Genomic DNA, 25,515 nt, shown 5'->3' on the forward strand with positions numbered 1-25,515 from the left:
ACCGTGAGCCTTGACACCTCTCGCGCGGCGGATCTAGGTTCCATTGCGTACAACGGCCGCCGCCGATCGCCCGCCTTCACCCCGTCGGGCGCGAGCGAAATTTCGTACGTTGCATACATCTCTTGTCGCCCACCCGTCCCCCTAGGAGGGGCACCTTGATCAGACTTCCCGCCGTCGCGGCCTTGGGCGCCGCGCTGTTGCTCACGGTCGCCGCCTGCGGCGACAACTCGTCGGCCGGCGAGTCCCCGGGCCCGGTCAACGACACCTACACCCAGCAGGCCGCCGACCTGATCAAGGCCGGCACCGGCGGGCTGCTGTACTTCGAGGGCGCCGAGAAGGACATCACCCTCGACAAGATCAAGGTCTACAAGGACTGGTCCGGCCCGACGAAGTCGGTCAAGCCGGTGGCCGGCGCGAAGGTCGACATCATCGTGTGCAAGGTCGGCACCTCCTGCGAGGAGGTCGGCAAGAAGGCCGCCTCGATCGCCCAGTCACTCGGCTGGACCACCAAGATCCTCGACGGTCAGGGCGCGCCGGAGGGCTTCCAGAAGGCGTTCTCGACCGCCGCCGCCGACAAGCCCAACGCGGTCATCACCGTGGCCATCCCGGAGAACCAGGTCGCCGACGGCCTCGCCGAGATGAAGAAGCAGAAGATCCCGACGGTCGGCATCTCCGCGGTCAAGGAGGGCGGCGCCGTCGGCTTCGACGCGAACGTCTCCAGCCGCGAGACCTTCCAGTCGGTGCTCGAGGTGACCAAGGCGATCGCCGAGAGCAAGGGCACCGCCAAGGCCGTGTTCCTGTGGGACGTCGGCTACCCGCACCTGGTCGAGGCGCTCAACACCAGCAAGAAGGTCTTCGCCGGATGCACCGGCTGCAAGCTGCTCGAGGTGCGCGAGCGCACCCTGGCACAGGCGACCGACCCGATCGAGATGCAGAACATCACGACGTCGCTGATCCAGAAGTACGGCAATGACCTGCAGTACATCTTCACGCCCTACGGCAACGGCGTGGAGTCCATCATCGCCGCCCTGAAGGCCGCGGGCCGCACCGACGTCAAGGTCATGTCGAAGAACGCCGAGCCGGAGCGTCTGGGCAGCGTCGCCAAGGGTGACCAGTTCGCCGACTTCGGGGCCGTGCGCGGCTGGAACGCCTACGCCGCGGTCGACCAGGTCGTGCGCCTGCTGGCCGGTCAGCAGCCGCTGCCCGACGCCGAGCAGGGCATCCCGGCGACCGTGTTCGACAAGTCGAACGCGCCCAAGGACGGCAAGGTCAACTGGGACTCGTACGTCAACTACGCGGAGCGGTACACGCAGATGTGGAGCAGCGCGCAATGACCGGGCCGGTCCTGGAGGTCGTCGGCGTGTCGAAGTCGTACGGCCGCGTACGTGCCGTGTCGGATGTGTCCTTCGAGGTACAGCCGGGTGAGATCCTCGGCGTCGTCGGCGACAACGGGGCCGGCAAGTCCACGCTCATGAACATGGTGAGCGGGGCGATCGCGCCGGACAGCGGGCACCTGCGGGTGGCGGGCGAGCAGCTCGCCCCGCACACCATCGGCCGGGCCCGCGCCGCCGGCATCGAGATGATCTACCAGGACCTCGGGCTCAGCGACAACCTCAGCGTCGTGGAGAACGTGTTCCTGGGCCGCGAGTGGACCGGCACCGTCCCCGGACTGCCGGTCCTGCGCAAGAAGGCCATGCGCGCCCGGACGCAGACCGTCCTGGAGAGCCTCGGCATCGACCTGCACGACATGAACGTGCTCGTCGAGGGGCTCTCCGGCGGCCAGCGGCAGATGGTCGCCATCGCCCGGGCGCTCGTCGCCGCCGGCGAGCCCCGGGTCATGGTCATGGACGAGCCGACCGCGGCCCTGGGCACCACCGAGTCCCGGGCGGTCAACGACCTGATCGTGCGGCTGCGCGACCGCGGGTACGCCGTGGTCGTCATCAGCCACCGCATCCCCGAGCTGCTCGAGCTCGCCGACCGGCTGCTGGTGATGAAGGGCGGCCGGCAGGTCCACCACGGCCCGACCAGCGAGCTGGACGTCGAGCGGTGCGTGCAGCTCATCGTGCAGGGCTCCGCCGCGCTGGAGAGGAACGCCGCGTAATGTCCACCAATCTCGCGCCGCCGCCGGTCGTCGTTCGCCAGAGCGCCGACCGGTCCCGGCAGAGCTCGTCGGAGTGGTTCGTCGGCGCCGTGAGCAAGTTCGGGCTCATCGGCCTGCTCGTGCTCGTCATCGCCGTGTTCTCGATCCTGAGCCCGGCGACGTACTTCACCACCACGAACTTCCGCCTGATCCTGGTCAACCAGACGGTCACCGTCATCGTGGCCCTGGCCGCGACCCTGCCGCTGCTGGCCCACTACCTCGACGCCTCCGTCGGCCCGATGCTGGGCCTGGCCCAGGGGCTCGCGGTGTGGCTGATCGCGGTCAAAGGCGTGCCGATCTGGCTCGCCGCCCTCGTGGTCCTCGCGGCCGCGGTCGTCGTCGGGCTGCTCAACACCGTGCTGGTGCTGCGCTTCGGGATGCAGTCCATCATCGCCACCCTGGCCACCGGCAGCGTGCTCATGGGCCTGCTCTACATGATCACCGGCGGCCGGGTCATCTTCCAGGACGTCCCGGAGAGCTTCACCGCGATCGCCCGCGGCGACCTGCTGGGCGTGCCGCTGCCGCTGATCTACCTCGTGGTCGTGATCCTGCTGCTCGAGTTCGCGGTCGTCTGGACGCCGTTCGGGCAGCGGATGTATTCCATGGACGGCAACCTGCGCGGGGCCGCCCGGGCTGGGATCAACGTCAACGCGTACACCCTGCGCGCGTTCGTCGGCGCCGCGGTGCTGGCCGCGCTCGCCGGGCTCCTGCTGGCCTCCCGGATCGGCTCCGGGCAGCCGGCCGTCGGGCAGCAGTTCCTCCTGCCGGCCTTCGCCGCGGCCTTCCTCGGCGCGGCGGTGCTGCGCCCGGGCCGGGTGAACATGCTCGGCACCGTCATCGCCGCGTACTTCGTGAGCTTCACGATCGCCGGCCTGCAACACCTGGGCGCCGCGACCTGGATCGAGAGCGTCTTCAACGGCGTCGCCGTCATCGTGGGCGTCTCCGTCGCGGGCCTGGCCGTGCGCCGCCGCCGTCAGCTGGCCGTCCGTCACGTCGAACGGCTCGAAGCTTCGCAAGCAGACACAGCACACCCGGAAAGTGGGACATCGTGAAGAACGACTTCTTCATCTTCGACAACGCCATCCACATGTACAAGCTCACCGAGGACAACTTCGACGAGTCGTACGGCGGCGGGCGGCAGCGGACCAACGCGCTGGTGGAGTACGCCAAGAAGTTCTCCGCGCCGGGCTACCCCTACGACGACATCTCCGACCGTGAGCTGTCCGTCGAGGACGCGTACCGCATCATGTTCGACGAGTCCGACACGGACATCGCGATGGCCCAGACGGTGCCCTCCCACGGCGGCTGGAAGCTCGGCTTCTCCCCGGCCGAGAACAACTACAAGCTCAAGGAGGCGTACCCGGACCGGGTGCTCTTCTGCGGCGGCGTCGACCCGATCACCCACGGCCGCTACGGCGCCAAGAAGGAGGCCGTCCGCCAGATCAAGGAGTGGGGCGCGGTCAGCTTCAAGTTCTACCAGGCCCACTCCGGCGGGGTCTCGTGGCGCATCGACGACCCCGACATGGCCTACCCCATCTGGGAGACCTGCCTCGAGAACGGGGTGAACAACGTGCAGTTCCACAAGGGACTCGCGTTCAACACCCAGCACATCATCGACCTGGCCCCCTACGACCTCGAGCGGGCCGCCCAGGACTTCCCCGAGATGAACTTCATCGTGCACCACCTCGGCGAGCCGTTCATCGACGAGACCATCAACATCGCCTCGCGCTACGAGAACATCCACCTCGCGCTGACGGCGTGGATCAACCAGTACCCGGTCGCGCCCCGCCCCGCGCTGCACGCGATCGGCAAGTGCCTGCTGCACGTCGGCGCCGATCGGCTGCTGTGGGGCTCGGAGGCGTTCGTCTGGCCGAAGGTGCAGGCCTACATCGACCTGTTCGCCGAGATGACGATGCCCGAGGACCTGCAGGAGGGCTACGGCTACCCGGAGCTGACCGACGAGATCAAGGCCAAGATCTTCGGCCTCAACTACGCGAAGATGATGGGCATCGACGTCGAGGCGAAGGTCCAGGAGTTGTACGGCAAGGGCTCCGCCGACTCCGCCAAGAAGGCGGTGCGCCGTGGACGTCGCTGAGGTCAACCGGGCGGCCGACCAGGCCCTCGAGGGCAAGGTCCGCCAGCTCGTCGAGGCCCACGGCGGGGGCATCACCGTCGAGGTGAACGACGAGGGCAACGCCCACATCAGCTTCAAGGGCCGCTGCCGGGCCTGCCCGTCGGCCCCGGTCACCATGGGCGCCCTGGTCCGCCCCGCCCTGCTGCAGGTCGAGGGCGTCCGCTCGGTCTCCCGCGAGGGCGGCGTGTCCCGCTTCGCCGAGGAGCGCATCGCCCGCATGTTCGGCATCAAGGAGGAGCAGCAGTCATGAGCGCCAACCTCGGCTACCAGCGGACCCGCCGCAGCGGCGGCCGCAAGCGGGACCCGTTCCTGCCCTACCAGGAGGAGTCCACCGCCCCGGTGCCGCCCTCGTCCACGGTGGTCAGCAAGGCGACCATCGCGCACGCGGCCGCGGTCGCCGCCATCGAGGCCGCCGTCGCGCAGGCCGAGTCGATGGGGCTGCCCGTCACCGTGGCCGTGTGCGACGACAGCGGCGTGCTCAAGGCCTTCCAGCGCATGGACGGCGCGCCCCTCGTCACCGTCCAGCTCGCCCAGGACAAGGCGTACACGTCGGTCGGCTTCGGCCTGTCCAGCGACGGGTGGTACGACTTCATCAAGGACGACGGCCCGCTCGCCATGGGCGCCCCGGCCGGCATCGACCGCCTGGTGACCTTCGGCGGCGGCTTCCCGATCAAGGTCGACGGGGCGGTCGTCGGTGGCATCGGGGTCAGCGGCGGGCACTACACGCAGGACATGGAGGTCGCGCGGGCGGGCCTGGCGGTGCTCGGGTGACCGCCGCCGAGGTCGGCCTCGAGGTCACCGACGGCGTCGCGGTCATCACGCTCGACGCGCCCGGCCGGCGCAACGCCCTCACCCTCGACATGGCGCGCGAGCTCGGCGAGGTCGTCGCCCGCGTCGACGCGGACCCGGGCGTGCGGGCGGCGGTGGTGCGCGGCAACGGCGGGCACTTCTGCGCCGGCGCGCACCGGGCGCTGCTCGACGACGTGGCGGAGGACCCCGCCGACCCGCGCCGCTACGCCGACCTCGGCGTCGTGTACGACTCCTTCTACCGCCTCGGCCGCCTCGGGGTGCCGGTCGTCGCGGCCGTGCGGGGCGCCGCCGTCGGCGCGGGCGTGAACCTGCTGCTCGCCGCGGACGTGCGGGTCGTGGCCGAGCGGGCGCGCATCCTCGCCGGCTTCGGCGCCATCGGCCTGCACCCCGGCGGCGGGCACCTGCTGCTCGCCGCCGCGGCGCTCGGCGGCTCCGGCGCCGCCGCGCTCACGCTGCTCGGCCAGGAGCTCGACGGGCCGGCCGCGGTGCGCACCGGGCTGGCCTGGGCGTGCGTCGCCGACGACGAGGTCGACGCGCACGCCCTGGCCCTCGCCGCGGCCGCGCCCGCCGACCCCGAGCTGAGCCGGCGCATCACCGCCTCGTTCCGCCGCTCGGCCGGGCCGTCCGCGGTGGAGTGGGAGCAGGCGATGGAGGCCGAGCGCGCCTCGCAGATGTGGTCGCTGCGCCGGCGGGCCCAGCGGTGAGCGCCCCGCTGCACGGCGTCCGGGTGCTCGATCTGACCAGCACCTTCTCCGGGCCGTACTGCACCCTCCTGCTCGCCGACCTCGGCGCCGACGTGGTGAAGATCGAGACGCCCGGCGGGGACATCGCCCGGCACCTCGGCGCCACCACGGTCCCCGGCATGGCGGCCGTGTTCCTGAACATGAACCGCGGCAAGCGCAGCGTCGTGCTCGACCTCAAGTCGGAGGCGGGCCGCGCCGACTTCGCCCGGCTCGTGCCCACCGCCGACGTGCTCGTGCACAACATGCGCCCGGGCGCGGCCCGGCGGCTCGGACTGTCCTACGAGGACTGCTCCGCGGCCCACGCCGGCCTGGTGTACTGCGCCATCCCCGGCTTCAGCGAGCAGAGCCCGGACGCGGACCGCCCCGCCTACGACGACATCATCCAGGGCGCCTCCGGCCTGGCCGCCCTGCAGAGCATCAACCAGGACGAGCCCGGATACGTCATCACCCCGGTCGCGGACAAGCTCGCCGGGATCACCGCCGCCGTGGCGATCCTCGCCGCGCTGCGCCACCGCGACGCCACCGGCCAGGGCCAGCGGGTCGAGGTGCCGATGCTCGACACCATGTTCGCCTTCGGCCTGCTGGAGCAGCTCGACGGCTGGACGTTCGAGCCGCCGACCGGGCCGCCCGTCTACCCGCGCACGGCCGCGGCCAACCGGCGCCCGTACCGCACCCGCGACGGCCACCTCTGCGTGATGATCTACACCGAGTCGCAGTGGCGGCGCTTCCTCGACCGGGCCGGCCGCGGCGCCGTCCTCGCCGAGGAGCGCTTCGACACCGTCGGCAAGCGCATCGCCAACGCCGACGCGCTCTACGGCATCGTCGGCGAGATCATGCTGACCCGCACCACCGGCGAGTGGCTGAAGGTCCTCGACGAGCTCGACATCCCGTGCGCGCCCCTGGCCGGCTACGAGGAGCTGCTGCAGGACCCGGACCTGCTCGCCCGCGGCGTCGTCTCGCTCGTCGAGCACCCGGCCGTCGGCACCGTGCGCACCATCGCCGCGCCGATGCGGTTCTCGGCGACGCCGACCGTCGCCTACCGCCCGCCCCCGACCCTGGGCGAGCACAACGACGAGATCCTGGGCAGGAGTACGTGAAACGCGCCGAGATCCGGGCGCGGCTGGACGAGTGGCGGCGCGAGGGGCGATTCGAGCCCCGCTGCGACTCGTGGCTGGCCGGCTACGACGAGGACTTCACCCGGCTGCTCGGGGCCGAGGGCTGGATCGGGCTCACCTGGAGTCCCGAGTACGGCGGGCACGGCCGCGGCTTCGCCGAGCGGTTCGTGCTCACCGAGGAGCTGCTGCGCGCCGGGGCGCCCGTCGCCGCGCACTGGATCGCCGACCGGCAGATCGGCCCCGCCGTCGCGCGGCTCGGGACCGAGGAGCTGCGGCGGCACATCCTGCCCCGGATCGCGTCCGGCGAGGCCCGCTTCTGCCTCGGCATGAGCGAGCCCGACGCCGGCTCCGACCTCGCCTCCGTGCGCACCCGGGCAACCCGCGTCGACGGCGGCTGGGAACTGCACGGGCAGAAGGTCTGGTCCAGCAACGCGCACCGCTCCACGCACGCCTACGTCCTCGCGCGCACCGCGCACGGTACGAAACGCCATGAGGGACTGACCGAGTTCGTCCTCGACCTCGACCAGCCCGGTGTCACCGTCCGGCGCATCCCCGACCTGCGCGGCCCCGGGCACTTCTGCGAGGTCTTCCTCGACGGCGCGACCGTGCCCGACGCGTGGGTGCTCGGCACCGTCGGCGACGGCTGGACCCAGGTCACCGAGCAGCTCTCCTTCGAGCGGGGCGGCCCGGAGCGGGTGCTGAGCACGTACCCGCTGCTGCGCCTCATGCTCGACAGCGGCGGCGGGTGGCGGCTCGGCGAGCTCGTCGCCCGGCTCACCGCCCTGCGCGCGCTGGGCCGGCAGGTCGCCGCGCGCATGGACGCGGGGGAGGCGCCGATCGCGGCCGCGGCGACCCTGAAACTGCTGGGCAACCGCTTCGAGGTCGACGTCATCGAGGCGGCCCGCGAGCTCACCCGGGCCGACGTCGGCGCGGCCGCGTGGCCCCGCTTCGCCGCGATGCTCGCCGACGCGCAGCTGTCCGCGCCCGGGTTCTCGCTGCGCGGCGGCACCACCGAGGTCCTCGGCGTGGTCGTCGCGCGCTCGGCGCTGGAGGGCGCCCGATGAGCTCCACTGTGGACACCGTCGCCGCGGCGGCCGTCGTCGCATTGCGTGCCGCCCCGGACATGGAGGCCGTGTTCCGCACGGCCCGGGACGAGGAATGGCACCAGCTGGCCCTCGATCCCTCCTACGGCGGCGACCTCGCCGATCTCGCCGGAGTCGTGCGGGCCGTCTCGGCCGCGGGGCTCTCGGCGCCGATTCCGGAGCTGTACGCGGGTGCCCTGGGCGGCGCGACCGGGGTGGGACTGCCGCTCGGCGGCGGGGAACTGCTGGTGCCGTGGGGCCGCTGGTGCGCCACCGTGCTGGTGCCCTCGGGCGGGGTCGTCGCCGCGGACGGCCTTCGTCCCGGGGAGAACCTGGCGGGGGAGCCGGTCGACGAGCTGCTCGTCGACGGTGCCGAGGGCGGCGATGCGCTCCTGCGCTGGCGGGTGCTGCACACCGCGCGGCTTGCCGGGGCGATCGAGGGGGCGGCCCGGCGTACCGCCGAATATGCCGAGACCCGCGTGCAGTTCGGCAAGCCGATCGCCCGCTTCCAGGCCGTGTCCGCGCTCGTCGCCGAGGCCCACGCCCAGTCGGTGCTCGCCGGCGCCGCGCTCGGCGCCGCGCTGTCCGATGTGGACGACGAGGTCGCGGTCCTGAGCGCGCACGCGGTCGCCGCGCGGGCGGCCGGGGCCGTGGCCCGCATCGCCCACCAGGTCCACGGCGCGATCGGGGTGACCCAGGAGCTCGGGCTGGAGCGGCTGACCCGGCGGCTGTGGGCGTGGCGTGACCTGTGGCAGCCCGAGTTCGCGACCGAGGCCGTGCTGGCGGCCGGGGTCGCGGTCCAGGGCGAATCGTACTTCTGGAGTGATGATGACTGACTCGATCGCGGGTCTCACGGCGGTGGTCACCGGGGCCGGCTCCGGCATCGGGCTGGAGATCGCCCGGATGTTCGCGGCCGAGGGCTGCGGTGTCGTGGCCGCCGACCTCGACCCGTCCGCCTGCGACGGCGTTTCCGGCATCCGTACCGTCACCGCCGACCTCGGCACCCCGTCCGGCGCCGCGCTCGTGGCCGAGGCCGCGGCCGACGCCGACATCCTGGTGAACAACGTCGCCGTCGCGCCCTACCGGGAGTCGTTCGCCGCCATCGACGACGCGGCCTGGCAGCGCACCTGGGACATCAACGTCATGTCGTGCGTGCGCCTGTGCCGGGCCGTCATCCCGCGCATGGCCGCGCGGGGCGGCGGCAGCGTGGTGAACATCGGCTCCGAGGGGGCGCGGCACCCCAAGCCGTACCTGGTCGACTACGCGGTGAGCAAGGCCGCGCTGCTGGCCCTGGCCAAGGCGCTGTCGATGGAGTTCGGGCCGGCCGGGGTGCGCGTCAACACCGTCGCGCCGGGCCCGACCCGCACGTCCACGATGGAGACCTTCCTCGCCTCGCTGTCGCGGGACCTCGGCATCGACGTCGACGCGGCCGCCGACCATTTCGTGCACGAGATGCGCCGCCTGCCGCTGGGCCGCATGAACGAGCCGGCCGACGTGGCCGCCGTCGTGCGCTTCCTCGCCGGCCCGGCGTCGCGTCAGGTGACCGGCGCCGAGTACACCGTCAACGCGGGCTCCACGGCGTCCGTCTAGCTCTGGAGGTTTCCATGGGGCGGGCTTCGCAGCAGGCGTACGACTCGATCAAGAGTCGCATCCTCGAGCAGGTCTACCGGCCGGGCGACAAGCTGTCCGAGGAGGACCTCGCGTCCACGGTCGGGGTGAGCCGCACCCCGATCCGGGAGGCGCTGCGCCGCCTGCACGCCGAGGGCCTGATCGACTGGGAGGCCAACCGCAGCGCGACCGTGCCGTCCTGGACCGGGCAGGACCTGGAGGAGATCTTCGAGCTGCGGGCCCTGCTGGAGGGCTACGGCGCCGAGCTGGCCGCGGCGCGCATCACCGCCGTGGAGACCGACCGGCTGCGCGAGCTGTGCTCGGCGATGGAGCAGCACGCCGCGGTGCCCGCCTCGGACCGCGCGGACCGGGTCGCCATGTGCAACACCGAGTTCCACGCGATCATCCTGGAGGCGGGGCGCAACCGCCGCCTCAGCGCCCTGCTGGGCGCAGTGGTCCAGACCCCGCTGGTGAACCACACCTTCCGCCGCTACGACGAGGCCGCGATGGCCCGCTCGATGCTGCACCACCGGGAGCTGGTGGAGGCCTTCGAGGCGCGCGACCGGGCCTGGGCCGGCTCGGTGATGCGGGCCCACATCCTGGCCGCGCGCGCGACGCTGGGCCACGCGCGCGAGGACCGGGTCGCGTAGGCGCTGGCCCCGCACGAGCGCGAGGCCCCAATCGGTCATGATCGACGATCATAACGGCCCGGAACACCGCCGGGACGCGCCGGTCCCTCGTTCGCGATCCCGTGCTCCCAGGCCCGGGCGGCGGTCTCGACCCGGTTGCGCAGCCCGGGCTCGGCCCGACGCGTGGCACCGGCGGGCGGCGCCTCACCCGGGTCGTTGCGCTGGTCCTCGCCGGTTGCGCAGCCCGAGCTTGGCCTGACGCGTGGGCACCGCCGTCCGCCCCGGCGGCCGGCGCATCACCCGGGTCCGCGGCGCTGGTCCTCGTTCGCGATCCCGTGCTCCCAGGCCCACGCGGCGATCTCGACCCGGTTGCGCAGCCCGAGCTTGGCCTGAATCGTCGAAACGTGGCTCTTCACGGTGCTCAGCGAGATGAAGAGCGCCGCCCCGACCTCCTGATTGGTCCGCCCCCGCGCGATGAGCCGCACGACCTCGGTCTCCCGCTCCGACAGCCTCGACTCCGCCAGTGCCACCCGTGCCGGGCGCTTCAAGTGCCGCAGCAGCCGTACGGTGATCGAAGGCGACACCAGCGCATCCCCCGCGTGCGCGGCCCGCACCGCCTCGACCAGCAGCGCCGGCCCGGCGTCCTTGAGGATGAACCCGACCGCCCCGCCGTGCAGCGCGCCGTACACATACTCGTCCAAGTCGAACGTGGTCACCACGATGACGCGGAGCGGCTCGGCCACGGCCGGCCCCGCGAGCGCCCGGGTCACCTCGAGCCCGTCGAGCCGGGGCATCCGGATGTCCACGAGGCACACATCGGGCCGCAGCCGCCGGGCCGCCTCGATCGCCTCGACCCCGTCGGCCGCCTCGGCCACGACCTCGATGTCGTCCTGGTCCTCGAGAATGAGCCGCAGCCCGCCCCGCACCATGGCCTGATCGTCGGCGATGAGCACCCGGATCGTCACCGCCGCACCCCGCCCGCGTCCCGGCCCGCTCCCAGCCGCCCTTCCGCCGGCGTCGGCGGATGCGCGAGTCTTGGCAGGCGGCCCGTCACCGCCGCACCCCACCGGCGTCCCGGCCCGCTCTCAGTGGCGGGCAGGCTGGCCGTCACCGCCGCACCTCGTCGGCATCCTGGCTTGCTCTCAGTGGCGGGCAGGCTGGCCGTCACCGCCGCACCTCGCCGGCGTCCCGGCTTGCTCCCAGCGGCGGCAGGCTGGCCGTCACTGCCCACCCGAGCGGCGAGCGCGGCCCGGCCTCGAGCGAGCCGCCCAGCGCCTCGACGCGCTCCCGCATCCCGATCAGACCGAACCCGCCCGCGCGCGGCCCGAGCCCGGCCCGGGCCGGTGGCGGCGCGTCGTCGGTCACGGACACCGTCACGCCGGCCGGGGACTGGACCACGCTCACGTCGACGGTCGCGGCCTGGGCCGCGTGCCGGGCCACGTTGGTGAGGGACTCCTGCACGATGCGGTACACGGTGCTGGTGAGCTCCGGCGGCCAAGCGGAGACGGTGTCGGGGAGCCGGAGCCGCACCGAACGGGTGTCGCCGTCCTCGAAGCGCCGCACGAGGGCCTCCAGCCGCTCCGTCTCCCCGCTGGCGGGGGCCGCGTCCCCGGTGTCGCGCAGCAGCGACACGATCCGCCGCATCGCCGCCAGGGCCTCCGAGCCGGCCTCCTCGATCCCGGCGATCGAGCCCTCGAGCCGCTCCGGGTGCCGCCCCGCCACGACCCGCGCGGCCTGGGCCTGCACGACGATCCCGGTGACGTGATGGGCGACGACGTCGTGCAGTTCGCGGGCGAGGGCGAGGCGCTCCTCCCGCCGTACACCTTCCGCCAGTTCCTGACGCCGGCGCCCCGCCAGCCGCAGCCAGAGCCCGCCGCCCACGCCCGCGACCCAGACGAGCACGTCGGCGACGGCGACCACGGTGGCCCCGCCGGACGAGGCGCGCGCGGAGAGCAGCGGACCGGCGGCCAGCACGAGCAGCGCCCCGCCCGCGATCCCGGCGGCGACCCGCGGCTCGAACCGGCGTACCGCGTCGCCGGCCAGCACGGCGAGCCCGAGCGCCAGCCCGGGCTGCGGCTCGACCGGCAGCCCCGCGACCCGGGCCACGACCACGGCCGCGACCGCCACGGCGAGCCCGGCGCCCGCGGAGGCGAGCGGCGCCCGCCGGCGCAGCAGCGCGGCGACGATGACGGCGGCCCCGGCGGCCAGCCCCGGCGCCCAGGAGGCCCCGCCCCAGCTGGCCGCGAGCGCCAGCGCGGCGGCCGCGAGCAGGATGCCCCCGCCCGCCACGAGCGCCGCGTCCACCAGGCGATTCCAGGCCGTCACGCGCTCCAGGCCACGAACGACCGACGCCTTGTCCACCAAGCGATTTCCGGCCGTCACGCGCTCCAGGCTACGAAGGACCGGCGGTTTCCGGACCGGCCGAAAGTACGGTTAGGCCACGCTGACTCCGACATGTGACCTGTCGGGCGAAAAATCCGATATGTCGTGGCGCGTAGCGCCCGCCATGTCGTCCGCGCCCCGCGCGGAACCAGGGGGCCGAACGGCTGTTCTGCGCGATCCGCCCGAGCCGCCACAATCACCCGCAACCGGACGACAGGAGAGGTTGGTGTGGCAGCGGCGACGACACTGCACACGCCCGTGCTGATCGTGGGCGCCGGAACGGTTGGAGCCGTCCTCGCCCTCGAGCTCGCCCATCACGGCGTGGCGAGCACGGTGCTCGACCGCGGCGGAGCCGATGCGACCGCGCTGGAGCACCTCGGCGGGCGGAGCATGGAGCTGCTGCGGCGGCTGGGACTCGCGGCCGCGATCCGGCGCGCGGGCGTCGGCGCCGACGAGGCCACCGACGTCGTGTGGAGCCGCGGCCTCGACCGGCCCCCGGTGCTCGTCGCGGCGCGGCCCTCGGTGAGCCGGCTGGTGCAGCGGTACGCCACGGTCAACGACGGCAGCGCCCCCGCCGAGCACCACCAGCAGATCGCGCGCGGCCCGCTCGGCCAGGTGCTGCGCGCCGCGCTGCGCGAGACCGGGTTCGTCGAGCTGCGCGAGGGCTGGGCGTGCGCCGGCGTGCGCGCGGACGGCGACGGGGACGGGGCGACCGTCACGGCCGTCGACCTGCGCGACGGCGTGCAGCACACGATCCGCGCCCGGTACGTCGTGGGCTGCGACGGCCCCCGCAGCACCGTGCGGCGCTGTGCCGGCATCGGGCTCGACGCGATGCCGGGGGCGCACACGCAGTACCGTGCCATCCGCTTCCGCAGCAAGGACCTCGCGCTGCACTCGCGCGGGCCCGGGCTGTCCACGCTCGTCGTCGGCGCCCTCACGCTGGGCTCCGACCCCGAGCGGCACGTCTGGGTGGCGCACCTGCCCGTCGCCGCGGGCGAGCCGCTCGACCCCGCGCGGCAGCTGCGCGAGCGGCTCGGCGCCGCGGTCGAGGTGCTCGGCGTGCACGACTGGGACGACGCGCTGCCCGTCGCCCGGGAGTACCGCCGCGGCGCGATCTTCCTCGCCGGCGAGGCCGCGCACGCGTTCCGCCCGGCCGGGGACGCGGCCGACACGGGCATCGGCGACGCGGTCGACCTCGGGTGGAAGCTCGCCGCCGTGCAGCACGGCTGGGGCGGCCCCGTGCTGCTGGACAGCTACGAGGCGGAGCGGCGCCCGCGCGCGCTCATGGACCGCGAGCTGCTCGCCCGCGTGCTGGAGACGCGGCGCCGGTTCGCCCGCCTGGCCGCCGCGGGCGCGCCCCGGGACTATCTCGCCGGGTTCCTGCGCCAGGAGCCCGCGCTCGCCGAGGACCCCGGGATGTCCTACGGCGGCCGGTACGCGTCCTCGCCCGTCGTGCGCCACGAGCGCGGCCTCCCGCCGGTCCCGCACGGGCAACGCATCACGCCGAGCACGTGGCCCGGCGCCCGCCCGCCGGCCGTGCGCCTCGCCGACGGCGGGCAGCTCTTCGACCGGCTCGGGCCGCAGCTCACGCTCGTCGACCTGACCGACGACGCGCGGGGCCGGGCCCTCGCGGGCGTGGCGCGCACCCGCGGCCTGCCGGTGGCGCACCTGCCCGTCTTCGACCCGGCGGTGCGCGCGTGCTGGGGTCGCCGGCTCGTGCTCGTGCGCCCCGACCAGCACGTCGCCTGGCGCGACGACACGGTGCCGGAGGACTGGGACGCGATCCTGGACCACGTCTGCGGCCGGCGCGAGCGCTCCTAAGTCCGGCACTCTCGTCTTTATCCGTCTTTTCCGGACATGTGAGTTTTTGTCCGGTACGGTCACGTCGGCGGTGGGGTCCCACCGCCGGGGTCGTACGGACGGGGGATTCTGCGTGTTCAGGTTGTTCAGGCGGCGTTCGGGGCGGCGCGGGTCGCAGTGGCCGAACATCGCGCTCGGCCTGCTGGTGCTCGGCGCGTTCACGGTGGCCACGACGGCGTCGCCGGCGGAGCAGGGGACCGCCGTCCCGCGGCTCGCCAGCGTCTCGACGCAGCCGGTGGTGGGCACGGTCAGCCCGGCCACGGGAACGGCCGCCGGCGGCACGACGGTCACGATCACCGGCACCGGGTTCACCGGCGCGACGGCCGTGACCTTCAACGGCTCCGACGCCACGTTCACCGTCGACAGCCCGACCCAGATCACCGCCGTCACGCCCGCGGGCCTGGCCGGCCCCGCGACCGTGCAGGTCGCCGTCGGCGCGTGTGTCTCGTCGGTCAGCGGCGGCACCTTCACCTACACGCCGGTCATCCCGCCGATCGTGATCCCGCCGCTGCCCCTGCCTCCGATCGCGTCGTCGGTGGCGCCGGGGAGCGGGCCGGCGGCGGGTGGCACCGCCGTGACGATCACCGGGACGTACCTGAGCGGCGCGAGCGGCGTGACCTTCGGCGGCGCCGCCGCCTCGATCACGGCCAACACCGCCACGTCGATCACCGCGACCACGCCCGCCCACGCGCCCGGCACCGTCGACGTGGCGGTCGCGACGCCCTTCGGCACGTCCACCGTGACCAGCAGCTACACCTACACGGCGCCGGGCCCGACGATCACGTCGTTCCTGCCGGACTACGCCAGCACCGCGGGCGGTGCCAGCATCACCATCACGGGCACCAACCTCACCGGCACCACCGCGGTGACCTTCGGCGGCGTCCCGGGCACCAACGTCACCGTCCTCAACTCCACCACGGTCGCCGTGACGGCGCCGGCGCACCCCCTCGGGTTCGTGGACCTGGCCCTGACGACCCCGGCCGGCACGGTCACGGCGGCGAACCAGTTCGGGTACGACGAGGCCGCCGCGGCCGAGACCGCGGGCAAGGCCAAGAAGGCCGGCAACGCCGACAAGAAGGCTGACAAGGCTGGTAAGGCCGGCCAGGCGCCCGCCCTGAAGAAGGTCTTCTACCAGGCGCCGCTGCCGGCCTGCCCGGCCCCGCCCGACGCGCCGAGCCCGGTCACGGCCACCGCCGGCACGTCCTCGATCAACGTGACCTGGACGGCGGCCACGCCGCACGTCGCGCCGGTCACCGGGTACACCGTCACCGCCTCGCCCGGCCCGGCGACCTGCACCACCCTGGTCACCGACCCGAACCCGCTCAGCTGCGTGCTGGGCGCGACGGCGGGGCAGCAGTACACGGTGTCGGTCGTGGCCAACTCGTCCCTGGGCGCCTCCGAGCCGGCGACGAGCGAGCCGGTCATCCCGTCCGCGCCGCTCCCGCCGTCCGCGCCGCCGGACACCCCGCTGACCCTGACCACGGACAAGGGCACCATCAGCACCGCCGTGCCGGGTCAGGACATCGTGGTGATCGGCACCGGGTTCGCCGCCCACTCGACGGCGACGATCACGCTGTACTCCACGCCGCTGACCCTCGGCACCGTCGTGACCGACGGCAACGGCGACTTCAGCAAGCCGGTCACCGTGCCGGCCTCCCTCGCCGCCGGCGTGCACACGCTGGTCGCCCAGGGCGTCGCGCCGTCGGGCAACCCGCGCGCGATGAAGCTGACCGTCACCGTGGCGCCCCGGGCGGCCGCGCCGAGCGGCGGCCTGGCCGTCACCGGCGCGCCCGCCGGCCCGATGGCCCTGGCCGGCCTGGCGATGCTGCTGGCCGGCGCCGTGCTCGTCCGCCCGCGCGTGCGGTTCGGCCGAGCGGTGCGATAGCCCGCGCCCCGCACGAGCATGCCCGTCGCGCCCCGGAGCGAGGTTCGCCTCAGCTCCGGGGCGCTCGGGTCGATTGGGGAGATGTGGAGCGCGCGGAGCCGTTCGTCGACGTCGACGGGGCCGGGCGCATCGTGTCGTGGAACGACGCCGCCGCCCGGGTCACCGGCCGGACGGCCGCCGAGGTCGCCGGGCGGTCGCTGCTGGACACCCTGCTGCCGGCCGAGGAGCACGGCCGGCTCGCCCCGCGGCTGCGCCCCGACGCCGGCCCGCCCGCCGAGCCCGCGGTCGAGGCCGAGATCCGCCACCGCGACGGGCACCGGGTGCCGGTCGAGATCTCCGTCTGGCCCGCGTGGGCGTCCGGGTGCTGCCGCGTGTACCTGCGCGACGTCAGCGACCGCCGGCAGACCGGCGAGCGCCTGCGCCGGCAGAGCACCGAGCTGGAGGTCAGCGAGCGGCGGTTCCGGCTCAGCTTCGACAACAGCCCCGCGGGCATGCTGCTCGTCGACCTGCGGCCCGGCAGCGTCGGACGGTTCCTGCAGGCGAACCCGAAGATGGCGGAGATCACCGGGTACACCGTCGCCCAGCTGACCACGATGACCGGCGAGCGGCTGGCGCACCCGGCCGAGCGGGACCACAGCCTGGCGACGCTCGACCGCCTGGCCTCGGGGCGGGCCGAGACCGCCACCGTCGAACGCCGGTTCCGCCACGCCGACGGGCACACCGTCTGGGTCCACGTGCGCGCCGGGGTCATCCGGGACACAGGCGGGCGGTCGCTGTACCTCGTCGCGCAGATCGAGGACATCACCGAGCGCCGCATCGCCCAGGCCCGCCTGGAGCAGCAGGCGCGGCTGCTCCAGCTGATCCCGGCCCCCGTCATCGTCCGCGACTTCGACGGCACCATTCGCGGCTGGAACGGCGGGGCGGAGACGACGTACGGCTATCCCGCCGTCGCCGTCACCGGGCTCAGCGTGCACAAGCTCCTCGCGACCGAGCACGAGCAGACCGGCCCGGACGAGACCGTCGAGGCGATCAACGAGGGACTGCGCCGCGACGGGCACTGGACGGGGGAGCTGCACCACCGGGCCGCCGACGGGCGGCGCATCATCGTGCTCAGCCGGCAGGTGGTGCACGAGGCCCCGCAGGAGCCGGACGGGGAGCGGGAGCATCCATCGGTACTGGAGATCAACACCGACATCACCGCACTGCGCGCCGCGGAGCAGGCCGCGACCGAGAGCGAGCAGCGGCTCCTCGCGCAGTTCCGGTACTCCGCGGCCGGGCAGGTGCTGCGCGCCCCCGACGGCACGTGGCTGGAGGCCAACCCGGCCTTCGCGGCCATGCTCGGCACGACCCCGGACCGGCTCGTCGGCGTCAACGTCGAGGACCGGCTGCACCCCGACGACCTGGCGGCGAGCCGCGCCAACGTCGCCGCGCTGCTGGCCGGCGAGTGCGAGTCGGTGCGCAGCGAGGGCCGGCTCGAGCGCCTCGACGGCGGCTGGCTGGACTACCACAGCACGATCTCGGCCGTCCGCGACCCGGCCGGGCGCCCGCTGTACCTCGTTGTCGTGGTCACCGACATCACCGACCGGCGCAACGCCGAGCGGGCCCGGGACGCCGCCGCGGCCCAGGTGGAGCTGCGCAACGCCGAGCTCGCGGCGCAGCGGGCCTACCTGAACGAGATCCTCGACCTGCTGCCCGTCTTCGTCATCACCTGCGACGAGCGCGGCAACCTGGTGCACCTCAACCGGGCCGGCCGCTCGGTCCCGTCGCGGCCCCCGGCCCACGTGCGCGACCTGGTGCGGGTCGCCCCGCCCGGCGAGCGGCCGGGCCCGGGCACCCATCCGCTCGCCCGGGCCCTGCACGGTGACGTGTTCGAGGCGGCCGAGATGGTCCTGCACCTCGACGACGGCCGCGAACGGGCGCTCATCGTCGACGCCCGGCCGATGCGCTCGCCCGACGGGCGCCCCGGCGCCATCTGCACCGCGTTCGACGTCACCGCCCTTCGCGACCGGGAGGCGGAGCTGGCCGCCTTCGCCGGCGTCGTCGCGCACGACCTGAAGAACCCGCTGACCGGCATCATCGGCTTCACCGAGATGGCCGCGGACCTGCTGGCCGAGCCGGACCCGGCGGAGCGGGAGGCGGCGACGGCCGCGAGCTACGTGGGCCGGGCCCGGGACAACGCCCGGCACATGGACCAGCTCATCGACGACCTGCTCGCCTACGCCACCGCGCGCGACGCGCCGCTGCGCCCGGAGTGGGCCGATCTCGCCGCGACGGTCGCGCACATCCTCACGGTGCGCACGGGCCACCTGCCGGAGCCGGACCGGCCCGCCATCGCCACCGGGGACCTGCCCGCGGTGTGGGCGGACCCGGGCATGCTGCGGCAGGTGCTCGACAATCTTGTCGGCAACGCGGTGAAGTACACCCGCCCGGGCCGGCGCGCCGAGGTCACCGTCGCCGCCGGACGGTCCGGCGGGACGGCCCGCATCACGGTCGCCGACCGCGGCATCGGCATCCCGGCCGACCAGCGCCGCCAGGTGCTCTCCTCGTTCCACCGCGCCCACACCGGCCAGGGCTACGCGGGCACCGGCCTGGGCCTGGCGATCGTCCAGCGCGTGGTGGACCGGCACGGCGGGACGATCGGGATCGAGGAGAACCCCGGCGGCGGTACCGTCGTGACGATCAGCCTGCCGCAACCGGACTGAGCACCGGCTGACCGCCCGCGACCCGGGACCGGCCGAGCACCCGCCAGCCGGCGAAGCCCATCGCGGCGAGCATCGGCAGGGTGCCCACGGCGGGCAGGATCGGGGTGTCGTACGGCATGAAGAGCATCCCCGCGTAGCCCACGACCACGGCGGGCACCGTCCACCAGCCCACCACCCCGGCGCGGGCCAGCCCGATGAACGTCACCAGCAGCGCGAGGGACACCAGCGGCCCCGGGTTGAAGGCGAGCTGCTCCGCCGGGTGCGCGAGCACCTTGTCGGAGACGAGCACCGCCTGCTCGATCGGCAGGTTGCGCCCGATCTCCATGTGGAACCAGTCCGACAGCAGCGCGCCGGACATCTGCAGCAGCCCGAGCGCGCCCGCCAGCGCCCCGACGACCGTGAGCACCGCGCCGCGGCGCCCGCGCACCAGCAGCGGCACGGCGAGCAGGCCGGCGCCCATCAGCAGGTTGCCGTAGTGCAGCAGCAGCGCCGACAGCTGCGTGGTGAACGGGTCGGCGGCGAGCGAGCGAAGGTAGGAGGCCTTCGTCTCGTCCACCTCGGGCGGGGACGTGGCGAGGCCGGCGAAGAAGCAGGCGGCCCCCGCGAGGAGGGCGGCACCGGCGGCGATCAGCATGACCCGGCGAGCGGGAGAGGTTTCGTTCGTCATGCCCCAGAACGCTAGGGAGATTCGGCGCCGTTCTCTGCCCGCGCGCGTCTCGACTCCCGTCCGCCCCGCGGCGGACGCGGAGTCGTCACCGTGTCCGTCGTACGGCCGACCCGGCGGCTGACCAGCGGCGTCTAGGCTCGCCGCATGAACGCCAAGCTCGTGCCCGGGGGCCTGGCCGCGGCCCTCGCGGTGATCGGCGCGGCCGAGATCCTGCTCGACGAGCAGTTCTCCGCCGCGCCGGCCGCGCCCGCCGCCGCCCTCGCCGCGGTCGTCGGCGGGATGGCGCTGGCCGCGTGGCGGCCCCTCGCCGGGACGGCGCTGGTCGGCCTGGCGTTCCCGATCGCCGTGCTGGGCGGGCTGCACGGGCCGACCGGCGCCGCGGTCCTGGGCTTCGTGGCCGCGCCGGGCTGGGCCGGCTTCCGCGTCGCCCGCTGGTCCTGGCGCGCCCCGCTCGCGCTGCACCTGCTCGCGAGCGCCGGAACGTGGGTCGCGGGCCGGGCGGCCGCCTCCACCGTGTCCGGCCTCGGCGCCCAGGCCTGGGAGAACCTCTTCTTCGGCCTGCTGGCCTGGGGCGCGTGGGGCGGCGGGCTCGTCGCGCGGCGGCTGCGCGACCGGGCGGAGCTGCTCGCCCGGCTCAACGCCGCGCTGGACGCCGAGCGCGAGGCCCGCGCGCACGCGGCCGTCGCCGAGGAGCGGCAGCGCATCGCCCGCGACATGCACGACGCCGTCGCGCACTCGATCAGCGTGATGGTGCTGCAGCTCGGCGCCGTGCGCAGCACCCTGCCGGCGGGCACGCCCCAGGCGGAGATGCTCGAGGGGGCCGAGCGGCTCGGCCGGGAGTCGGTGCGGGAGATGCGCGCCCTGGTCGGCCTCCTGCGCGACCCGGCCGCGCCGGAGCCGACCCTCGCCCGCGCCGAGGAGCTCGTCGGCGAGGTCCGCGCGGCCGGGCTCCCGGTCACGCTGACCGTCGAGGGCGACCTGGCCGGGCTGCCGAGAACCCTGGACATCTCGGCCTACCGGGTGCTGCAGGAGGCGCTGACCAACGTCCTGCGCCACGCCGGCCCGGTGCCGACCACGGTGCTGCTGCGCCGGGAGCCGGAGCGGGTCTCGCTCCTCGTCGACAACGAAGCCGGGCACGGTACCGCCGACGCCTCCGCCGGCTTCGGACTGCTCGGCATGCGGGAGCGGGTCGCGGCGTCCTCGGGCACGCTGCGCGCGGGGGAGCGGCCGGGCGGCTTCACCGTCGAGGCCGAGTTCCCCCTGGTGCTCGCATGATCCGCGTCGTGGTCGCCGACGACGAGGCGATGATCCGGGCCGGGCTGCGCATGCTGCTCGACCACCAGCCCGACATCGAGGTCGTCGGGGAGGCCGCGGACGGCCCGGCCGCGCGGGCCGAGGTGCGCCGCAGCGCCCCCGACGTGGTGCTGCTGGACGTCCGCATGCCCAAGGGCGACGGCATCGAGGCCGCCCGGCACATCCTGGCCGAGTCGGCCGCGCGGGTCATCATCCTCACCACGTTCGACGAGGACGAGGCGGTGCGGGCGGCCCTGCGCGCCGGGGTCAGTGGCTTCCTGCTCAAGGTCGCCCCGCCCGAGCAGCTGGTGCACGCCGTGCGCACGGTCGCCGCCGGGCAGGCGCTGCTCGATCCCGCGGTCACGCTGCGGGTCATCGAGTCCTACGCGGGGGCGCCGGTGGCCGATCCGCGGGCGGCCGCCCGGCTGGCCGAGCTCACCGAGCGCGAGGCCGACGTGCTGCGGCTGGTCGCGCGCGGGCAGTCCAACGCCGAGATCGCCGCGACCCTCTTCCTGGGCGAGGCGACCGTGAAGACGTACGTGTCGCGGATGCTGACCAAGCTCGGCCTGCGCGATCGGGTGCAGGCGGTTGCATTCGCGTATGAGAGCGGGCTCATACGCCCCGGCGGCGGCTGATTGCTTGACTCCCCGGGTCGTGCGCCGATGTCGGGGCATGGCCGAGACCAGGGTCGACCCCGCGGACCGCGACGCGGTGCTCGAGGCGACGATCGCGCAACACCCCGGCGCGTTCATCGGCGCCGTCGGGCCCACCGGGCTGTTCGTCGACCTGCCGGAGGAACTGCGCGACGCCGGGCTGCGCCCGATCGACGGGCCGGCCTCGGCGCTCGGGCTCGCCCTGCCCGAGGACCACACGACCATCATCGACGCCTGGCACCGGCTGCTCGGCGAGGGCGTCGCCAACTGCCGGTTCCGTCCGCGGTCCCAGCCCGACCGCCCGGCCCGGCTCCATCTGATCGACGTCTCCCACCGGTACGACGTCATCGTGTTGATCCTCACGGACATCGAGGGCGTCAGCGTGCTCGAGCACGAGGACATCCGCCCGCGGCTGGTCACCATGCGCAAGGACCCGACCGCCGTCATCCTCGACGCGGACCCGCAGATCCATCGGGTGCTCGGCTGGAGCGCGGCCGAGCTGGCCGGGCGCCGCTCGCTCGACCTCGTGCACCCCGACGACCACCAGCGGGCCATCACCGGCTGGATGGACCTGCTCGCGGCCCCGGCCGGGGAGGCGCGGCGGATCCGGCTGCGGCACCTGCACCGCGACGGGCGGGTCATCTGGTTCGAGATCACCAACCACAGCCTGCTGCACATGGCCGAGCCGTGCGTGCTCGCCGAGATGCTCGACATCACCGACGAGATGGCCGCCGAGGAGGCGCTGCGGGCCAGCGAGCAGCTGCTGCGCCGGCTCACCGAGGCGCTGCCCATGAGCGTGGTGCAGATCGACGCGCGGCGGCGGGTGGTGTACCAGAACGCGCGCGGCGCCCGCATGGTGGGCACCGAGGTCGGGGGCGAGCTCGGCGCGGCGGCCCTGGACCCGGTGGTCCCCGCGGACCGGCCCATGGTCGGCGCGGCCCTCGTGCGCGTGCTGCGCGACGGCACCGACGCCGACATCGAGTACGGCTACCGCGACCCCCGCCTCGGCCTGCGCCGGGCCAGCGCGAAGGCCCGCGCGCTCACCACCGCCGACGGGCGCGTCGCGGGCGCGGTCATCTGCCTCGCCGATGTCACCGAGGAGGTACGCCTGCGCGAGGAGCTGCAGCGGCGCGCCGCCTTCGACGAGCTGACCGGCTGCCGCAACCGGGCCGCGACCCTCACGGCGCTGTCCGACGCGCTGGCCGCCGCCGAGCACGGCACCGCCGCCGTGTTCGTGGACCTCAACGACTTCAAGCTCGTCAACGACCGCTACGGCCACGCCGCCGGCGACCGCATGCTCGCCCACGTCGCCCACGTGCTGCGCGGCGCGGTCCGCGACGTGGACGTGGTCGGCCGCCTCGGCGGCGACGAGTTCGTGGTGGTGTGCCGCGACGTGCCGCGCCTGGAACAGGCCCAGGACCTCGCCCTGGCCCTCGGGGCGGCGCTGGAGTCGGCGCCGCTGGACATGCGGGGCGCGATCCTGCGGCCGCGGGCCAGCATCGGGGTGGCCTGGACGCGCCCGGGCGGCCTGGACGCCGACGCCCTCATCGCGCACGCGGACAAGAAGATGTACGAGGCGAAGCACGGGCTGCACCCGCTCCCGCGCTTCCGCCCGACGGTGTTTCCCTAGGTCTCGGTGCGGGTGGTGAGGCGCTCGTAGCGTTGCCGGGCCGCCTGCGGGCTGCCCAGGCCGAGGCTGAGCGCGATGTCCTGCCAGGTCATGCCGCGGTCCCGGGCGGTCTGCAGGAGGTACACCTCCGTGATGTCCATTTCCGCACGCACGTCCGGCAGCAACGTCAGCGCCGCGACCAGGTCGGACTCGTCCAGCGCCGGCTCCCCGGGCGCGGGCGGCACCGACCCGGCCGCCATGGCCGCCGCGAGGCGCACCACCTCGTGCGGCGCCGCCACCTCCGCATGCACGTGCCGCGCACGCAACTGCGGCGATCCCGCGTGCCGCGACGTCAGATGGGCAAGCGCCGAGTACACCCGCTCGGCCCGCCGCGCCCCCGGATCCGGCCGCTCCAGCAGTTCGCTCATGCCGCCAGCCTAGCAACGATTTGTTTTCAACACAATGTTCAATGGTAGACCGGGCGGTATGCGGATCGCGGCGCGGTACAACGGCCCACCCGGCTCGGGCAACGGCGGCTACAGTGCGGGCCTGGTCGCCACCCGGCTCGGCCTCGCCCCCGCGGAGGTGACCCTGCGCCGCCCGCCGCCGCTCGAGACCGACCTGACGCTCGCCGACGGCCGCGCGATGCACGGCGACGAGCTCGTCGCCGAGGCCCGGCCCGCACCGGGGGAGAAGCCGGATGTCGTACGGCCGGTGACCCTGGACGAGGCCGCCGAGGCGACGAAGCGGTACGCGGGCCTGCGCGACCACCCGTTCCCGACGTGCTACGTGTGCGGCACCGAGCGCGCCGACGGCCTCGGCCTGCTGCCCGGCCCCGTCTCCGGCGACCGCACCGCCACCCCGTGGCACGTGCCTGCCGACGTCGCCGAGGTCACCATGTGGGCCGCGCTGGACTGCCCCGGCGGCTGGTCGGTGATCGCCGAGGGCCGGCCGTATGTCCTGGGCCGCCTCGCCGTGTGGATCGACGCCGTCGCCGAGCCCGGCGACACCTGCGTCGTCATGGGGCAGTACCTGGGCGGCGAGGGTCGCAAGGCCCAGGCACTGTCCACTGTGTACGACTCGTCCGGCACCCCGCTCGCCGTGGCCCGGGCCACCTGGATCGCCCTATAGGGGCCGCTGCCACGACCCGTGCAGCGCGGTGAACGCCAGCGGCCGCCCGTCCAGCGCGAGCAGGTAGGCGGCCGTCTCCACCGGCGCCGGCTCCCGCAGCCGCGCCGCGATCCCCGGGAAGACGTCCGCCGTCTCCTGCGAGAGCCAGTGCCCCGGCAGGGCCCGCACCCGCTCCGCGAACGCGCCACGGGCCGGCTCCGGCACGTAGCCGACGACCGCCGTGTGCAGCACCACCAGCGTCGCCCCGGCGGGCGCCTCGGCCGCGAGCGCGTCGAGCCGCTCGTTCAGGTCGCCGCGGTGGATCGGGGGCGGGTCCCGCCGGGCGATCCCCACGGCCGCGTCGAGCCGCGCCAGCCGGTCGGTCTGCTCCGGCCACACGAGCATCCGCAGCCACCGCACGTCGTCGTCATCGGTGACGTCCAGCGGGTTCAGGTCGATCCCGGCCCGCCAAGCCACCGTGATCGGGCCCACGGACGGCGCCGGCCCGTCGACGCGGCAGCGCAGCACCAGCCCCGCGTCCGGCGCGCCGCCCCGGGTCACGCCGCCGTCGTTGCCGGTGTACTCGTAGCCGTACCGATCCGCCAGCAGGCACAGCCCCGCCGAGGCGCCCACCTCCAGCAGGGCCAGGGGCTGCGGCAGCGAGGCCAGCGCCGGGTAGAGCCCCGCACAGCGCCCCGGCTCGTTCGTCTGCGTCCGCCGGGCCAGCATCACCGCGAAGACCTCATCGCGCCGGTCGAACACGATCTCGCGCAGCCGCTCGTACCCGTCCGGCGTCCCCGCGACCAGCCGCACCGCCGCGAACAGCAGGTTGGGCTGCCGCTTGGCCGGCGGCAGCCCCTCCAGCGCCTCGAGCATCTCCCGGTCCTGCGCCACGGCCAGCCCCAGCCGCTCGTAGAGCGGCGAGCTCCCGCGCGCCATCGCCGTCGCGAAGTACCGGTACTCCTCGGCCGTTCCCTCCAGGCTCATGCCTCCGAGGCTAGCCTCGGTCTTTCGTTAGCTGTTGATCAAGGCTGTTTGGCAGCTGGTTGATCTTCTCGTGGGCGGCGCGGATGGGCTGGGCATGGTGGTGACC

General features: G+C 74.3%; 24 protein-coding genes. 19 read left to right on the forward strand and 5 right to left on the reverse strand.

Annotated elements, in window-relative coordinates; translation table 11 throughout:
• Positions 1-155 precede the first annotated feature (155 nt).
• From ABT369_RS51400 to ABT369_RS51455, 12 genes are read left to right on the forward strand one after another with little or no spacing between them, the layout of a single operon-like run.
• The gene (locus ABT369_RS51400) at positions 156-1,334 is read left to right on the forward strand and encodes a substrate-binding domain-containing protein (protein ID WP_350624838.1); all 1,179 of its coding nucleotides are present in this window, start codon (positions 156-158) and stop codon (positions 1,332-1,334) included.
• Positions 1,331-2,101, forward strand: a complete 771-nt coding sequence (locus ABT369_RS51405; RefSeq protein WP_350624840.1) for an ATP-binding cassette domain-containing protein — start codon at positions 1,331-1,333, stop codon at positions 2,099-2,101. Before ABT369_RS51400 ends, ABT369_RS51405 begins: the two co-directional genes overlap by 4 nt.
• A complete protein-coding gene (locus ABT369_RS51410) occupies positions 2,101-3,192 on the forward strand; it encodes an ABC transporter permease (protein ID WP_350624842.1) in 1,092 nt (363 codons plus the stop codon). Before ABT369_RS51405 ends, ABT369_RS51410 begins: the two co-directional genes overlap by 1 nt.
• The gene (locus ABT369_RS51415; RefSeq protein WP_350624844.1) at positions 3,189-4,235 is read left to right on the forward strand and encodes an amidohydrolase family protein; all 1,047 of its coding nucleotides are present in this window, start codon (positions 3,189-3,191) and stop codon (positions 4,233-4,235) included. Before ABT369_RS51410 ends, ABT369_RS51415 begins: the two co-directional genes overlap by 4 nt.
• Positions 4,222-4,524: a NifU family protein gene (locus ABT369_RS51420; protein ID WP_350624846.1), complete on the forward strand. Its 303-nt coding sequence runs from the start codon at positions 4,222-4,224 to the stop codon at positions 4,522-4,524. The genes ABT369_RS51415 and ABT369_RS51420 overlap by 14 nt, the downstream gene beginning before the upstream one ends.
• Positions 4,521-5,045 (forward strand): GlcG/HbpS family heme-binding protein, encoded by a 525-nt coding sequence (locus tag ABT369_RS51425; RefSeq protein ID WP_350624848.1) that lies wholly within the window; start codon positions 4,521-4,523, stop codon positions 5,043-5,045. Before ABT369_RS51420 ends, ABT369_RS51425 begins: the two co-directional genes overlap by 4 nt.
• The gene (locus ABT369_RS51430) at positions 5,042-5,788 is read left to right on the forward strand and encodes an enoyl-CoA hydratase-related protein (protein WP_350624850.1); all 747 of its coding nucleotides are present in this window, start codon (positions 5,042-5,044) and stop codon (positions 5,786-5,788) included. The genes ABT369_RS51425 and ABT369_RS51430 overlap by 4 nt, the downstream gene beginning before the upstream one ends.
• Positions 5,785-6,924 carry a CaiB/BaiF CoA transferase family protein gene (locus ABT369_RS51435; protein WP_350624852.1) on the forward strand — a complete coding sequence of 380 codons (1,140 nt, stop codon included), beginning with the start codon at positions 5,785-5,787 and terminating at the stop codon, positions 6,922-6,924. Before ABT369_RS51430 ends, ABT369_RS51435 begins: the two co-directional genes overlap by 4 nt.
• The gene (locus tag ABT369_RS51440) at positions 6,921-8,006 is read left to right on the forward strand and encodes an acyl-CoA dehydrogenase family protein (protein ID WP_350624854.1); all 1,086 of its coding nucleotides are present in this window, start codon (positions 6,921-6,923) and stop codon (positions 8,004-8,006) included. Before ABT369_RS51435 ends, ABT369_RS51440 begins: the two co-directional genes overlap by 4 nt.
• Entirely contained in the window at positions 8,003-8,860 is an 858-nt protein-coding gene (locus ABT369_RS51445) for an acyl-CoA dehydrogenase family protein (RefSeq protein ID WP_350624856.1), read from the forward strand. The genes ABT369_RS51440 and ABT369_RS51445 overlap by 4 nt, the downstream gene beginning before the upstream one ends.
• A complete protein-coding gene (locus ABT369_RS51450; protein ID WP_350624858.1) occupies positions 8,853-9,614 on the forward strand; it encodes an SDR family NAD(P)-dependent oxidoreductase in 762 nt (253 codons plus the stop codon). Before ABT369_RS51445 ends, ABT369_RS51450 begins: the two co-directional genes overlap by 8 nt.
• A gap of 14 nt (positions 9,615-9,628) precedes the next feature.
• Positions 9,629-10,282, forward strand: a complete 654-nt coding sequence (locus tag ABT369_RS51455) for a GntR family transcriptional regulator (protein ID WP_350624860.1) — start codon at positions 9,629-9,631, stop codon at positions 10,280-10,282.
• A gap of 275 nt (positions 10,283-10,557) precedes the next feature.
• On the opposite strand, the gene ABT369_RS51460 is transcribed toward ABT369_RS51455, so the two are convergent.
• Positions 10,558-11,226 carry a response regulator gene (locus ABT369_RS51460; protein ID WP_350624862.1) on the reverse strand — a complete coding sequence of 223 codons (669 nt, stop codon included), beginning with the start codon at positions 11,224-11,226 and terminating at the stop codon, positions 10,558-10,560.
• A 199-nt stretch (positions 11,227-11,425) separates the two neighbouring features.
• Positions 11,426-12,643, reverse strand: coding sequence for a sensor histidine kinase (locus ABT369_RS51465; protein WP_350624864.1), 1,218 nt, complete (start codon positions 12,641-12,643; stop codon positions 11,426-11,428).
• Positions 12,644-12,871: 228 nt separating this feature from the next.
• Here ABT369_RS51465 and ABT369_RS51470 point away from each other — a divergent pair, with 228 nt between their 5' ends.
• From ABT369_RS51470 to ABT369_RS51480, 3 genes are all read left to right on the forward strand, one after another.
• Positions 12,872-14,464, forward strand: coding sequence for an FAD-dependent monooxygenase (locus tag ABT369_RS51470; RefSeq protein WP_350624866.1), 1,593 nt, complete (start codon positions 12,872-12,874; stop codon positions 14,462-14,464).
• 112 nt (positions 14,465-14,576) lie between these two features.
• On the forward strand, positions 14,577-16,388 hold the full coding sequence (locus ABT369_RS51475) for an IPT/TIG domain-containing protein (RefSeq protein WP_350624868.1): 1,812 nt from the start codon (positions 14,577-14,579) through the stop codon (positions 16,386-16,388).
• 83 nt (positions 16,389-16,471) lie between these two features.
• Complete coding sequence (locus tag ABT369_RS51480; RefSeq protein WP_350624870.1) at positions 16,472-19,090, forward strand: PAS domain S-box protein; 2,619 nt, start codon at positions 16,472-16,474, stop codon at positions 19,088-19,090.
• On the opposite strand, the gene ABT369_RS51485 is transcribed toward ABT369_RS51480, so the two are convergent.
• Positions 19,068-19,757 carry a hypothetical protein gene (locus ABT369_RS51485; protein ID WP_350624872.1) on the reverse strand — a complete coding sequence of 230 codons (690 nt, stop codon included), beginning with the start codon at positions 19,755-19,757 and terminating at the stop codon, positions 19,068-19,070. The two genes, ABT369_RS51480 and ABT369_RS51485, sit on opposite strands and share 23 nt — an antisense overlap.
• Before the next feature lie 144 nt (positions 19,758-19,901).
• Here ABT369_RS51485 and ABT369_RS51490 point away from each other — a divergent pair, with 144 nt between their 5' ends.
• From ABT369_RS51490 to ABT369_RS51500, 3 genes are read left to right on the forward strand one after another with little or no spacing between them, the layout of a single operon-like run.
• Positions 19,902-21,032 carry a sensor histidine kinase gene (locus ABT369_RS51490; protein WP_350624874.1) on the forward strand — a complete coding sequence of 377 codons (1,131 nt, stop codon included), beginning with the start codon at positions 19,902-19,904 and terminating at the stop codon, positions 21,030-21,032.
• The gene (locus tag ABT369_RS51495) at positions 21,029-21,685 is read left to right on the forward strand and encodes a response regulator (protein WP_350624876.1); all 657 of its coding nucleotides are present in this window, start codon (positions 21,029-21,031) and stop codon (positions 21,683-21,685) included. The genes ABT369_RS51490 and ABT369_RS51495 overlap by 4 nt, the downstream gene beginning before the upstream one ends.
• A gap of 37 nt (positions 21,686-21,722) precedes the next feature.
• The gene (locus tag ABT369_RS51500; protein WP_350624878.1) at positions 21,723-23,333 is read left to right on the forward strand and encodes a diguanylate cyclase; all 1,611 of its coding nucleotides are present in this window, start codon (positions 21,723-21,725) and stop codon (positions 23,331-23,333) included.
• Here the strand turns inward: ABT369_RS51500 and ABT369_RS51505 are convergent.
• Positions 23,330-23,740 carry a DNA-binding protein gene (locus tag ABT369_RS51505; protein WP_350624880.1) on the reverse strand — a complete coding sequence of 137 codons (411 nt, stop codon included), beginning with the start codon at positions 23,738-23,740 and terminating at the stop codon, positions 23,330-23,332. The genes ABT369_RS51500 and ABT369_RS51505 overlap by 4 nt on opposite strands.
• 58 nt (positions 23,741-23,798) lie before the next feature.
• On the opposite strand from ABT369_RS51505, the gene ABT369_RS51510 reads away from it, so the two are divergent.
• Entirely contained in the window at positions 23,799-24,443 is a 645-nt protein-coding gene (locus ABT369_RS51510; protein WP_350624882.1) for a hypothetical protein, read from the forward strand.
• Here ABT369_RS51510 and ABT369_RS51515 read toward each other — a convergent pair.
• On the reverse strand, positions 24,438-25,409 hold the full coding sequence (locus ABT369_RS51515) for a DUF2332 domain-containing protein (protein ID WP_350624883.1): 972 nt from the start codon (positions 25,407-25,409) through the stop codon (positions 24,438-24,440). The two genes, ABT369_RS51510 and ABT369_RS51515, sit on opposite strands and share 6 nt — an antisense overlap.
• Between the last annotated feature and the right edge of the window lie 106 nt (positions 25,410-25,515).

Origin of the sequence: Dactylosporangium sp. NPDC000244, from assembly GCF_040300725.1 — a bacterium.
Classification (GTDB): domain Bacteria; phylum Actinomycetota; class Actinomycetes; order Mycobacteriales; family Micromonosporaceae; genus Dactylosporangium.

Coding starts and splice junctions, on each gene's coding strand:
- ABT369_RS51425 (WP_350624848.1), top strand. CDS start 4,521: ATGAGCGCCAACCTCGGCTACCAGCGGACCCGCCGCAGCGGCGGCCGC.
- ABT369_RS51495 (WP_350624876.1), top strand. CDS start 21,029: ATGATCCGCGTCGTGGTCGCCGACGACGAGGCGATGATCCGGGCCGGG.
- ABT369_RS51515 (WP_350624883.1), bottom strand. CDS start 25,409: ATGAGCCTGGAGGGAACGGCCGAGGAGTACCGGTACTTCGCGACGGCG.
- ABT369_RS51510 (WP_350624882.1), top strand. CDS start 23,799: ATGCGGATCGCGGCGCGGTACAACGGCCCACCCGGCTCGGGCAACGGC.
- ABT369_RS51410 (WP_350624842.1), top strand. CDS start 2,101: ATGTCCACCAATCTCGCGCCGCCGCCGGTCGTCGTTCGCCAGAGCGCC.
- ABT369_RS51485 (WP_350624872.1), bottom strand. CDS start 19,757: ATGACGAACGAAACCTCTCCCGCTCGCCGGGTCATGCTGATCGCCGCC.
- ABT369_RS51500 (WP_350624878.1), top strand. CDS start 21,723: ATGGCCGAGACCAGGGTCGACCCCGCGGACCGCGACGCGGTGCTCGAG.
- ABT369_RS51450 (WP_350624858.1), top strand. CDS start 8,853: ATGACTGACTCGATCGCGGGTCTCACGGCGGTGGTCACCGGGGCCGGC.
- ABT369_RS51455 (WP_350624860.1), top strand. CDS start 9,629: ATGGGGCGGGCTTCGCAGCAGGCGTACGACTCGATCAAGAGTCGCATC.
- ABT369_RS51490 (WP_350624874.1), top strand. CDS start 19,902: ATGAACGCCAAGCTCGTGCCCGGGGGCCTGGCCGCGGCCCTCGCGGTG.
- ABT369_RS51405 (WP_350624840.1), top strand. CDS start 1,331: ATGACCGGGCCGGTCCTGGAGGTCGTCGGCGTGTCGAAGTCGTACGGC.
- ABT369_RS51505 (WP_350624880.1), bottom strand. CDS start 23,740: ATGAGCGAACTGCTGGAGCGGCCGGATCCGGGGGCGCGGCGGGCCGAG.
- ABT369_RS51445 (WP_350624856.1), top strand. CDS start 8,003: ATGAGCTCCACTGTGGACACCGTCGCCGCGGCGGCCGTCGTCGCATTG.